At 43.5% G+C, this 12,665-nt stretch carries 10 protein-coding genes; 1 reads left to right on the top strand and 9 read right to left on the bottom strand.

Translation table 11 applies throughout. From position 1 onward, the window contains the following. The first annotated feature begins 72 nt into the window (after positions 1–72). Positions 73–1,398 (top strand): Gfo/Idh/MocA family protein, encoded by a 1,326-nt coding sequence (locus BMY70_RS21860; RefSeq protein ID WP_090338432.1) that lies wholly within the window; start codon positions 73–75, stop codon positions 1,396–1,398. 321 nt (positions 1,399–1,719) lie between these two features. Here the strand turns inward: BMY70_RS21860 and BMY70_RS21855 are convergent, their stop codons facing one another. The 9 genes from BMY70_RS21855 to BMY70_RS21815 all read right to left on the bottom strand — a co-directional run bounded on the left by BMY70_RS21855 (position 1,720) and on the right by BMY70_RS21815 (position 12,608). After that, positions 1,720–2,355, bottom strand: a complete 636-nt coding sequence (locus BMY70_RS21855) for a hypothetical protein (protein ID WP_090338431.1) — start codon at positions 2,353–2,355, stop codon at positions 1,720–1,722. Between the two features lie 428 nt (positions 2,356–2,783). Beyond that, the gene (locus BMY70_RS21850; protein WP_229209723.1) at positions 2,784–3,419 is read right to left on the bottom strand and encodes a pyridoxamine 5'-phosphate oxidase family protein; all 636 of its coding nucleotides are present in this window, start codon (positions 3,417–3,419) and stop codon (positions 2,784–2,786) included. A 37-nt stretch (positions 3,420–3,456) separates the two neighbouring features. Further along, positions 3,457–4,440: a type I glyceraldehyde-3-phosphate dehydrogenase gene (locus tag BMY70_RS21845; protein WP_090338429.1), complete on the bottom strand. Its 984-nt coding sequence runs from the start codon at positions 4,438–4,440 to the stop codon at positions 3,457–3,459. A 125-nt stretch (positions 4,441–4,565) separates the two neighbouring features. Beyond that, entirely contained in the window at positions 4,566–5,429 is an 864-nt protein-coding gene (locus BMY70_RS21840) for an alpha/beta fold hydrolase (protein WP_090338428.1), read from the bottom strand. A 146-nt stretch (positions 5,430–5,575) separates the two neighbouring features. Then, the gene (locus BMY70_RS21835) at positions 5,576–6,082 is read right to left on the bottom strand and encodes a nuclear transport factor 2 family protein (protein WP_229209722.1); all 507 of its coding nucleotides are present in this window, start codon (positions 6,080–6,082) and stop codon (positions 5,576–5,578) included. Between the two features lie 174 nt (positions 6,083–6,256). Beyond that, positions 6,257–7,657, bottom strand: coding sequence for an alginate export family protein (locus BMY70_RS21830; RefSeq protein WP_090338426.1), 1,401 nt, complete (start codon positions 7,655–7,657; stop codon positions 6,257–6,259). Then, entirely contained in the window at positions 7,638–9,419 is a 1,782-nt protein-coding gene (locus BMY70_RS21825; RefSeq protein ID WP_090338425.1) for an amidohydrolase, read from the bottom strand. Before BMY70_RS21825 ends, BMY70_RS21830 begins: the two co-directional genes overlap by 20 nt. 4 nt (positions 9,420–9,423) lie before the next feature. Further along, positions 9,424–10,119, bottom strand: coding sequence for a hydrolase (locus tag BMY70_RS21820; protein ID WP_090338814.1), 696 nt, complete (start codon positions 10,117–10,119; stop codon positions 9,424–9,426). A 176-nt stretch (positions 10,120–10,295) separates the two neighbouring features. Then, a complete protein-coding gene (locus tag BMY70_RS21815; protein WP_090338424.1) occupies positions 10,296–12,608 on the bottom strand; it encodes a tetratricopeptide repeat-containing sensor histidine kinase in 2,313 nt (770 codons plus the stop codon). Positions 12,609–12,665 lie beyond the last annotated feature (57 nt).

Here is a 12,665-nt window from a genome sequence, read left to right as displayed (position 1 = left end):
TTTAGAAGATATCACAATTTCCTTTATGTATTTTTGTACACTTAAATTCTAACCCTAAAAAATTGCCTTTTCATGAATAAAAGAGAGTTTCTTAAAAACGCGGCCGCACTATCTTCCCTGGCCATTATGCCTGCCGAATCTTGGTCTTTTTCTGCTGACAAACGACTTAGAACCGCCCATATTGGTTTAGGCGGAATGGGCCAGGCCGATCTGGCTTCCATATCGATACATAGTAATGTGGATGTAGTAGCACTTTGCGATGTTGATTCTACTGTTTTGGCTGAGGTTAGCTCCAAGTTCCCGAAAGCAAAGACCTATAAGGATTACCGTGAGATGCTGAAAGAAATGAGTAAAGATATTGACGCGGTGATTGTGTCCACGCCGGATCACACCCATGCGCCGGCATCGATCATGGCTATGGAAATGAATAAGCCCGTCTACTGCCAGAAGCCGCTCACGCACTATGTCAAAGAAGCGAGAGCGATGGACAAAATTGCCAAGGATAAAAAACTGGTAACGCAAATGGGTATTCAGGTGCATTCATTTTATGACTATAAGCTGGCCACCTTGCTGATCCAATCCGGGATTGTTGGAAAAGTACATACCGTAAGAGCCTGGTCACCAAAAAACTGGGGATACAACGGCCCTGTACCTGAAACCGGGGATCCTGTACCATCAAACCTCGATTGGAATTTATGGCAGGGAACATCTGCTGAAAGGCCTTATAAAGATGGTTTTTACCATCCTGGCAACTGGCGGAAGCTTGTTGATTATGGCTGTGCTACGCTGGGAGATATGGGTGTGCATATTTTTGATACACCGTATAATGCATTACAGCTGGATGTGCCAAGAACCATTATCAACAATTGCAGAAAACCGAACGGGTTTGGATATCCTGAAAAAAACATGGTAACCTATGAGTTCCCGGGGACAAAATATACGGCCGATACTTTGAAATGGGTATGGTATGACGGTGTTGGTGCTGATAAGCAACGTGAAGATCTGATGCTTCCTGACGGAGCTGATCTGCATGACCAGGGAGCCATGTTCATTGGAGAAAAAGGCAGACTTTATCTTCCGCATTTCCAGGTTATGCCTAAACTAATCGTTGATGGAAGTTATAAAGATATTGATATCTCGCAGTTCAAATTGAGTGAGCCTGTCCGGGAATACAGTTCGGAAGTGCACAAGCATTATCATGAATTTGTGGATGCATGTTTGGGAAAAGCTACATGCAGCGCGCCTTTTTCGTATGCTTCCCGCCTTACCGAAACCATATTACTAGGCGTAATTGCCGGCCGTTTTCCCAATAAAACATTACACTGGGACGCTAAAAAGGCGCAGTTCGCGGAAGAGGATGCCAATCAATACTTGGGTGGGATGTATCGAAAATTTTAGACTGCTAAGCGAGGTTCTTCTCATCTACTCCTTGTTGCCTGGTGAGAAAAATTGTAATCAATCGGTTAAAATATACCCGTTGGCAATGTTGTCCCTGGCATTACATTATCACAATAGTGGTTCAAGAGTGCACCGGTATGACGAAGTAAAAAAAGTACACGAGGGTGTACTTTTTTTACTTAACAAGGGTGGATTTTTAGTTGATTTGATAAATACTGGTTATCCTGGATCATGATAAATTAAATAAAGGCCGTCATCCCGATTCAGATAGTTTGGCAGCGTGATAAATGCTGAACAACTCGTTGGCAAGACCAAAGCGAGTTAAGTGTCTTTTGTAAAGCGTTCATAAACAGTAGTGACCGTAGCTTGTTTAACGCCTTCGCTTGTATAAAAATTTCTAACGTTAACAACATGCAGTCTTTGTCGTTCATCAATCACGATGGATTTGGGTATCACCCACCTGTTGGGATTTTCGTTCTCACCAGGATGGACGATAATTTGCTTCAGGTCGTCCGAAAAATTAAAAAGCCTGCCGGTGCCCTGGTTAACAAGTGAGACAGAATAGGCCGGGTCATAGCTCAGAGGTTTACCGCCATCCCACTCTTTGTCCCCCAGCCATATGTATTGTTCGGGCCAGGACTGCGACAACAGGTATGTTGGATTTGGACTCAGAGGTGAATTGGCATAAATGCGCAGCTCAAGATTGAACTGATAATTTTGTCTATAATCAAGAATGGGTATTTCTGTAAGTAAATCAGCAGAAGCGGCCCCATCCATATTAACATCTACTGGTGTGTTAGTTAAGGCGCTGATAATTCGGTATTTGCCATGGAATTTCTGTTGCAGTAGCTCAATTTTCGCTGATTCCTTAGTCTGTATCTCTTCCGCGGGATCGGAACTTCGTTTGCAGCCCAAAACTGCCAGTAAAATAAAAATAGGTACACAGATTTTTTTCATGGCTGTAAGATTTTATCAGGCTGTAATTTAAACAAATTTGAAAAAGTTTGACGCAGCGCTGCGTGATATTATCAATTTATCTGTTAGACAACTCTGAACCAGTTAACCCCTATACAGGTGACAGGGATATTACAGTTTTCTTAAAATTATGTCGAATATTAGCTCGTCAACTCTCTTCATTCCATAGACAGCCATAGAAATCACTCAGCCATAGGAAACAGGCATTACTATTGTTCAGAAAAAAGACGCTGAGGCTTTTCAAAAAATAGCAGTTCTCTGGCGTCTTAATTGGCCTATATACAATTAGTTATATGTATTAAGACGGACCAGGAAGTTATAACAAATCCAGTAACTTACCAGGAAATAATAAAGCATCAGCGGCTTAAAACTTATAAAATTCAGAAGTGAGACAGATTCACTCATTAAATTTAATCTTCTAAGTTCCTTTCGTTGTTTGAGCTGAGTTTAGCCCGCAGCAATGCTATCTCTTTTTCCAGCTGCTCGGTGTAAAGAGTTTGGGCTTCGTTTATTTTCTCAATTTCGGCCTGGCTGTACCGCGGTGTAATGTGCTGCGGGCAGTTCCAGTCGTAAGCTTTTATATGAAATAGCAGTAACCTTTCGGGTTTGAACTTGTAATTTTCCGGTTTAAGAAATTCATACAGCACGGGGTTGTCATTAATTTCTACGACTTCTGCCTCAGCATACATTTTTAGTCTCGCTCTGAGCGGATAGGAAACAAGTATCAGTGAAACGTTTGGGTTTTTTACAACGTTGCCAGCTGAAATGTATTGTCGGTTTCCGCTGAAATCAACAATCCCGATCGTTTGATGATCAATTACTTTTAAAAAGCCTTTGGGACCGCCGCGGTGCTGTATGTATGGATAGCCATTTATCCCAAAAGAGGCTATATAAAAGCTGTCCATCTCATTAATGAATCGGTTTTCAACAGCTGTCAGGCCCTTGACGAAACTCATTTTTTCGACCCGTTCATAGGTACTGCGGCTCCCCATTCTTTCCTGAATGGCCTTAATGTCATCGGAAAATGCAAGTTCGGAATAGTTCATGACGATAACTTTTAAGCGCGGCCGAAGCCGCGCTATGCTAAATGGATTGAATTTGTCTGATCATTTGATTTGTAAAACCCCACTCGTTGTCATACCATGCCATCACTTTAACCAGATCGCCATCGACCACCCGGGTCATTTCCAAATCGACAGTGGCTGCAAATGGATTTTTAATTATGTCACTTGAAACCAAGGGTTCATCTGTGACGTAGACTACTTTTTCATACCGGCTCGTCGCGGCTTCCTCTGTAAGAATCCTATTGATCTCCTGGACTGTTGTATCGCGCTGTGCAATGAAGGTAATATCTGAAATCGAGCCAACAGGCACAGGCGTTCTTACTGCGATGCCGTCAAATTTTCCTGCAAACTCTGGTAATGCCTTTGTGGTCGCTAAGGCGGCCCCGGTAGCGGCCGGCGCTAAATTAACAGCGGCCGCCCGACCCATACGGGGCTCTCGTTTTGATGGCGCATCGACCAGGGTCTGAGAAGCCGTGTAGGCGTGGGTTGTATTCAGGATCGCCTTTTTGATACCTAACCTCCGACCCAAAATTTCGATGATTGGGCTGATGTTATTGGTAGTGCAGCTTGCGCAGGAGAATACTGAAACTTTACCATCCCCGGTATTAACCCCATGGACAACTGTTGGCGTATCTTTTGTCGGGCCTGAGATAAGTACGAATTTAGCACCAGCCACCAGATGTTTTTCCCCGTCAGCTTGGTTGGTGAAAATGCCGGTGCTTTCAATCACCACATCAACTTCAAGCGCTTTCCATGGGAGGGCTTCAATAGCTTTTAGGCTTAGATACTTTACTGCTTTGCCGTCGATAACCAAGGTTTCGCCTTCGATTTGAACATTCTTTTCGTACTTACCGTAATTGCTGTCATATTTAAGTAGATAGGCCGCGTTTTCGATACTCATCAAGTCGTTGATCCCAACCAATTCCAGATCATCAGTTTCGAAAATTACCTTAAGTGCGGCGCGTCCGATGCGTCCGAAGCCGTTGATTGCTATTTTTTTCATAACTTATTGCTGGAAAATGCAGTGTTTTCTAAAATTCTCTTTTTAGAAGTTAAAGTTTGCTGTGCAGGATATATTGAGACTGAATTATTTCACTGATTCACTTTAAAATTAAAGCAATCGGCGGGTTATGACAATTTTCGATTGAGGAAATCTCTTATTTTGTCGGAAATCTCGTCGACAACGCTTTCAAGAGCAAAATGCCCTGCTTCAAAGAGATGATATTCTAGGTTTTTGACATCTTTTTTGTAGGCTTCCGCGCCTGAAACCGGGAAAATATAGTCGTTCTTTCCATAAACGATTAACATCTGAGGATTATGATCCCTGAGATACTGCTGCCATTGAGGGTACAGTACGACATTGGTGCGATAGTCATAAAACAAATCCAGTTGAATCTGGCCGTTTTCTTCACGTTCCAGATGGCGAAGGTCGATTTCCCAATTGTCGGGACTCACCACGGTCGTATCAGGAACTCCGTGCGTATACTGCCATTTCAGTCCATCCGGAGAGTGGAAAGTTTTGAGTTGATCTTCTGCCGCTTTATCACTCCGATCCTTCCAGTAAGCTTTGAAAGGGTCCCAGAATGTTTCAAGCCCTTCTTCATAAGCGCACCCGTTTTGAACGATCAGAGTTTGGATTTTTTCAGGATTTGAAGAAGCGATTCTCCACCCAACCGGTGCGCCGTAGTCCATAAGATAAAGGCTAAACCTGTCGATATCTAGGGTGCTTAGCAATTCTGCGACAATTACTGCGTAGTTGGCAAACGTGTATTCGAAGTCCGATATTTTTGGCTGCTCACTTCGTCCATAGCCGGGATAATCGGGAGCGATCAGTCGATATTTGTCCGAAAGCTTTTCAATAAGATTGCGGAACATATGCGATGAGGTTGGGTAGCCGTGCAGCAATACCAGAACAGGCGCATCCGAAGGGCCTGCATCACGGTAAAAAATATCCACTCCTTTGATTTTGACGGTTTGATGCTTTGTTTTCATTTTGTTTGGTCGGTTATTAATTAAAAAAAAATGAATTTTACGGCCATTGGTGCTCCCGGAACGAGCTGGCAAAGTTTTAGTTTCCCGCAGGGGGCTTAAGGTGCCGGATGTGGATGAACGTTGAGAAGTCTGATTTTCCCTTGATCTTAAAAAAGAGTTCTCTCACGCTCTTCAATAGGAGCATCATTAATACTTGCAAAACGTTTAGCCATCAGGCCGTGTTCGTCGAATTCCCAAAGTTCAATACCATAGCTTCGATGCCACTGCCCTGAAGCGTTGTGCCATTCATAGTGAAAGTGTACAGAAATTCTGTTCTCTGAAAAACTCCATAACTGCTTTTTGAGGCGGTAATTAAGCTCTTTTTGCCACTTTCCTTCTAAAAATTCCTTAGCCTGCTGACGGCCGTTAATGAACTGTGCCCTGTTACGCCAAACGGTATCAACCGTGTATGCCAGGCTAACAAGTTCCGGATTTTTACTATTCCATGCATCTTCTGCAATTTGAACTTTTCTAAGTGCAGTTTCCAGGGTAAACGGAGGTAGCGGAGCTCGCTGATAGTTTTCTAAAGCAGGCGGATTCAAGTTTTCCTCATTCCAGAGGGTGTCACCGCACTCATCACTGGTGAATAGCGGCTCGTCAGATTGATTCATCATAGGGGTTCATAAAAGTGTAATTAAAGCGTTAATTGACGGATCTTTGAAGATTATCGTCTTACAGATCATTAGAATTCTCAGCGCTGCATGAGGTAATTTTCACCGTAAAGCTACGGCCGGGGCGAAGGCTAGTCAATGTGTTAAACAACGCATTTAGTGTATTTTTACACGCTCTTAATACTTAAGCGTTGCTGTGATTCCTGCCAGATAAATATCCTTTTTCATTCCTGCCTGACGCAGAAATTGTCCGGAGTCAAACCAAGTAAATTCTATCCCCAGATTGAATAAAGAATTTGCATGAAAGCTCAGGTTTGTACCTGATTGATTTCCAATGTGTTTGTAGCCGACCGTTACGCGATCGCTGAGTATTTTTCCATTTACAGCATACAAGCCATCGTAACGGCTCATTCGCCAAAAGAAATCAAAATCCGCAGACCAGGTGAGCGTACGTCCAATACCAATTTGAATGTAAGGATGAAAATCGTACAAGTTGTATGGACCAATTAAAGATGCCAATCCAAAATAGGCCCCTCTCGGGTATAACGGATTGAATGTGTTGAGCAGGTGATCATCAGGTCTTTTGTCTCCGCTGATCAGCTCTGTTTTCAAACCAAATACCGGAGCAAAAGGGATTGATTTTAACTTGGAAGAAATATTGAGCGAAATAGTCCATGCACGGATCGGAAGCCGGGATATATTTCCAAATTGATATACAGCCTCAAAATCATAGTCAGTAATACCCGCTTTTTTCCAAATTCTTGTGCCCGTGGAATGTCGTCTTTCCGTGCCTGATGCATCAATAAAAATGGCCTGATTTTTAACGCCAAGATAGTAAAGATCCATGTTCGGTACACTGGTCGTTGGTGTCAACGTCAGATAGTATCCCCAGAGCTGCCTGGAATGATCGAAGAACCGTTCATCGAAAATTTTCTTTCCAGCATTGACGTACGTGGAATAAAAGAGGTCTGTCCGAACCTGCTTTTGAGAGAATACAACCCGAAAGGCATCAAAAGCCTGACGGTTGTTAGGGCCCTCTCGAATGGAAATCAGGCGCTGTGAACCGTAACTAAGCTCTTGTCTGCCGATTTCAAATACGAGCTGTTTTTGCATTTTTGCAATTAGCGGAAGCTTGATAAACAGCTGATGGACATCGAGAGGGTTTTCATCAACCGGACTGTTTTGACTATTGCTGCCTGCGATCAGACTGCTTTGTAACTGAGCAAATACTCTGATTTGTTTTCCCAAATGTATGTCTGTATGACTCAAAAACCGGGTTAGCACAAAACCGTCGTTATCCCGGGGCTCTGTTCCCCATCCTGGATTTTTGTACCGGAAGTATTGATAGCGCAGCTCGCCACCAAGAGAAATATAGATCTTGCCAGTTCCGATGGGAATATGTTTTATTTTCTTATGAGTACTACCCGATGTATCAGAATCAGTTTTGCTGTAACCTTCTACATACCGAGGCTGTTTGATTTCAATATTCTGGGCAAGCAATCCTTGTGCACTTGACAAAAGAACAAAAGCGGAAAAGAGGCTTTTTTGCAGCCATGCGTTACTTTGTTTGGTATCCACCGTAGTACCTGACTGGACTCCACTCGGGAATCACTGGTAGTTTTTCGGGTCCAAGTGAGCTGAATTCTTTATCAGCCCAAACGATTTTGCCATCCACAACGGTCATGTACGCCGTGATGGAATGCAGCTTGTCAACAGGCATCGTAAAATAATCCTCGCTAAGAATCGCTATGTCAGCGGCCCTGCCGGGTTGAATCGTTCCCTGGGGCGGATATTTCATCAGTGCGTAGGCTCCCGATGTAAGGAGGCGAAGTGCCGTAAAGCGGTCGACGGTATTTTCAGGGTTCATCACCTGCGTATTTCCAATCGTCTTGCCTGTAACAAGCCATTGAAGTGCTATCCAGGGATTGTATGAGGCCACACGCGTGCCATCTGTGCCGAGCCCGACGGCCAAGCCGATTTCGAGCATTTTCTTCACGGGAGGAGCATCAAATGCTGCCTTTTTTCCGTATCGCTTGACAAATAATTCGCCCTGATAGGCCATACGGTGTTGAATTGCAATGCCCCCGCCGAGCGCTTTGATACGTCGCATATTTTGTTCAGTTATTGTCTCTGCGTGATCAAAAAACCACGGAATTTCTTCCAGTGAAATATTTTTATTAACTTTTTCGAGAACATCTAAAACCTGGGAAATGCTTTCATCATATGTCGCATGAATCCTGAATGGCCATTTATTTTTAGCCAAAAGTTCAACCACCGGTATCAGATTTGACGGCATTGTCGGCGGAAGTTCAGGTCTTGGAAAAAGGAAATTCTCAAAATCGGCTGCTTCTGCAATCAGATTTTCACCACCTCCGGCGACGCGATAACCTTCGTTATCAGTTTTGACAGTGTGAACATGATCTGCATCAACGATATCAATCCAGCGGGAATAGTCAGAAAGTTCTGCGCCTTTTTTTTGTGCAAACAGAAAATAGGGAAGGCGTACGGTGAGTTTTTTCTGTTGGTAAAGCGAATCTGTTATCACATAATCATCCGGGAAATTTTGAAATCCTCCTCCTGCATCCATAACGCCGGTTACTCCCAGACGGTTAAGCTCTGTATTGAACTGGATGGTAGAATTAATTTTTTCCTTCTCCGTGAGCTCGGGTAATTTGGCCAGCGTGGAATAAAGAATATATGCATTAGGTTCTGCAAGCAAAAGTCCGGTCGGATTTCCTGATTCATCTTTCTCGATCAGACCGCCCTGAGGATTAGGTGAATCCGCATCGATTTGCAGAGCCTTTAATGCTGCATTGTTTAGTAAGGCCTTTCCATACAGATACAAAATAAAAGTTGGCACATCACCTGTCACTTCATTGATTTCGGTGAGCGTCGGTAGTCTTTTCTCTTCAAACTGATACTCGTTCCAACCACCTACAATTCTGACCCACTGGCCTTTTGGCGTGCGTTTAGCTTGCTCTCCAAGCATATCAAGCGCCCTTTTCAAAGTTTTTACTCCGTCCCATCGAAGCTCCGCATTGTAAAAACGGCCTGCACGAATCACATGCAGGTGACTATCAAACAAGCCGGGAATGACTGTTCTTCCAGCTGCGTCGATGATCCTTGTATTTTTAGCCTTGGATTTTAGTACCTGGGCATTGCTGCCAACAGACAGTATCTTGTCAGAGGCAATAGCCACCGACTGGGCAATTTGACCCTTTTCTGCCATGGTATGGACCTTGGCATTAATAATGATCAGATCGGCCCTGGGCTGTCCGAAAGTGAAACTGGAAGACCCAAGGAAGAATAGTACGAAAAGATGTCGGCAAAAGGTCTTCATAAAATTAGTGTTTGATCATCTCTCTTGAATACTGAATGCCGATCCCGTAAGTACCACCAAAATCTTTGAACAGATCCGTTACGGCGTTGTAAGTCGCACTTCTAGCCCAATCGCGCTGCAGTTCAAGAACGTATTGCATCGAATTCATAGGGGTTGCGCCAGCTTTGATCATACGCTGGACTGCCATTTCATGTGCCTCCGCACTTACATCACCGCAGGCATCGGTTATCACGTAAACCTCATAACCTTCTTGCAGCGCGGAAAGCACAGGGCTCACGATGCAGACACTTGTCCATAATCCTGCAAAAACAATTTTCTTTTTACCTTTTCCGGTTATGGCTTTGTAGGTATTAACATCTTCCCAGGGATTCATGGTAGTCCGGTCCAGGTAGCCGGAAGATGCTGGCGGATAAGCAGCCAGTAATTCCGGAAATACAGGGCCGCTGAATGACTTCTCCGCAACTGTGGTTACCACTGTTGGTACACTAAATATTTTTGAGCCGCGGGCAATCAGTGCAACATTAGTCCTTAACTGATCAATCGTAATGTTTTTAACAGGAAATGCCATTTGGCTTTCATGATCAACCAATACCAGGGAATGGTTTGCGGGCGTTAGAAGTGATTCTGCGGGTTTTTGAGCGGAAATCTCTAAACAGATACTTAAACTGAATAAGAACACGAAGGCGAGTTTTTTTCTCATGATGGAATGGTTTGTCATACTGGAATTTGATCTTTCCTACACAGAAAGAGTTTGCAATTGCTTATGACAAAATTCCTCTAATCAGGCCCCTGATTCAATGTATGTATCGGGAGAATTGTTGTATTGGTGAAAAAATGAAGTTAAGAGTTTGGTTGAATTTATTATCTGTTTGCACCTCAGGCAAAAAGCGAAGAATGGGTTGCTTCTCTTTCGGTCGCATTGAATTTAAGCACAAGTGATATTCTTGTACCAGCATGATTTTCAAAAAAGATTTCAGCACCCAGATCATCGCTCAGCCCCTTCATCAGCTGGATGCCCAGTGAATTAACAGTATCATAACTTTCTTCATTCCAGCCAATTCCGTCGTCTTCAATCATAAGCGACAGCCGTCCATCATACTGGTGAAGTGAGACCCGTATAACACCATCCCGCTCCGATGGAAACGCATGTTTAAAGGCGTTTGTTACCCCTTCATTTACGATCAGGGCCAGAGGTACAGCCTGTGAAGTTGGGAGATTGACGGGGTCAATCTGCTGGATAATCGCGATATGTTGGGATGTACCAAAAGTTTCTGAGAGAAAAAGCAGAAAGTCAGCAAAGTAACTTTTCATATCAACGGTTTTTATATCGTCGGACTGGTAAAGCTTCTGGTGAATTAAAGACATGGCATAAATCCTGTTTTGGCTGGTTTCCAAAGCTTGCAGCGCCTCGTTGTCCAGATACGACGCCTGGCTTTCAAGAAGGCAAATAATGGTGTGCAAGTTGTTCTTTACCCGGTGATGGACTTCCTTTAAAAGCCATTCCTTTTCATTCAGCAGATGTTCCAGAATCTGATTCTTCTCGGTGATCACCGTATTTTTATGCTCAATTTCACGGCTATTTCGGGCATTTTGTCTGTACTTGGATAAAATCAATACTGAAACAAGAATGAGGAATAAAGCCACGACGGCCGCCATTACTGCACTTAAATTTGCATTTCGCAGCCTCTCTTCCTGAATTTTTGCATTTTGCCCAAGCAGTTTTATATTTTGATTTTTAATCTGAATCTCATCCTCTTTTTGCTGGGCTTCGAATGCAATACGCAACCTTTGCACTTCCCGTTCTCTGGACTGGGTCAGATCATAGTGACTGATATTACTGTAAATACTTAGGTGTTTAATGGCATCATAATAATTACCGGTTGCTGAGTCAGTTAAATAAACCATATAATGAAGGTGTCTGAATGAGCCATTGTTGAAAAAGTATTTCGGAAATTTCAGCTCCTGATATAAAAATGGCCTGGCCTTGGCAAATTGCTTTGAATCCGCATAAAGCTGAGCTAGTCCAGCCGTTGTACGCTGCACAGCGACTCCATACTTTTTGCTGATACTGTATGCTTTTTTGTAATAAATTTCCGATTTGTCAAATTTTTTCAGCCTCCGGTATATACGGCCCATAATTACATTGTGATAAATCCGGTCCGAAACTGTTTGAGGCGGAGCAGCTGCCAGCATTTTTTTCATTTGTTTTAGATCCTGCTGATGCCTGCTGGTTTTGCCATAAATATATTCTACATCAAAAAGAAACAAAGGGTCAGAAAGATTGTATCTGCCTGCGCGTTGTGCGTAGTGCTTGATTGCCAAGTTGATATAGCTAACCCCTTTATCAAATTCGTCGTTGTCGGTCCACATCATCGCATGATTGGCATAAATATCTCCTGCCATACTGGAATCTTTTGAAGCTTTCATCGCCTTTACCGCTTCAAGCGAGTAAAACAGTGCCCTAGACTGATCTCCGATATGAAAACAATACTCGCTCAGCGCCGATAAGGTAGTCTGGTAATTCCTGCTACCCGCTTTTTTAAATTGTGCAACAATATCAAGCAGCTCTTTTTCTGCCGTAGGTTGCTGTTGTTTGGCGTGAACCAGAGCGATGATCTGTCTGGCCTGGATCTCGTGGATGGTACTTCGGATCTCCGGATTGCTCCGGATAACCTCGTTGGCCAGCTCGGTAGCTCTGGCCCAGTCGTGCTTTCTGTCATCGTGATCGGCTTCGCAGTATGCATAGGCTAGCCGGAGCATCAGCTCAATTTTGAAGCTTCCGTTCAGCTGTGGAAGTAAATTTTCAGCTTGTTCAAATTCCTTTTTATCTATATCTACCAGTGCAGCGAACGTGATGGCTTCTTGCCAGGTGCGGGGTCTCTGCTCAGACTTCTTTTCTTTCAGTACCATTTGTGCATACGCGGCTGATTTATCCAAATCCTCGTAGCGCTTACGTGGTTTGTTGTAGTATAGATTTGCCAGTGAGATCAGCGCATTCTGGCGATCCTGGATATTTTCAGATGTATTTTGAATTACGGCTAATAGTTTTGGAAGATCGCTTTCGGGCACCACGGGCTGAGCAGGGTAAAACTGTGCGAGACACAAGTATGGGAAAGCGCAGATTATAGCCAGTGTAAAAAAACATTTCATAGGAAAAAGAATATTGCGGGGTAGCAGTTGCTTTGACATGATTATTCCGGTTTTCAGGCTGTCAAATCGAAAATACTCGAGAAGTTAACTACTAAA

This window comes from Dyadobacter koreensis (assembly GCF_900108855.1).
In the GTDB taxonomy this organism is placed as follows: Bacteria; Bacteroidota; Bacteroidia; order Cytophagales; family Spirosomataceae; genus Dyadobacter; species Dyadobacter koreensis.
The sequence above is the reverse complement of the archived record's forward strand: the minus strand, read 5'-3'. Positions and strand labels throughout refer to the sequence as shown.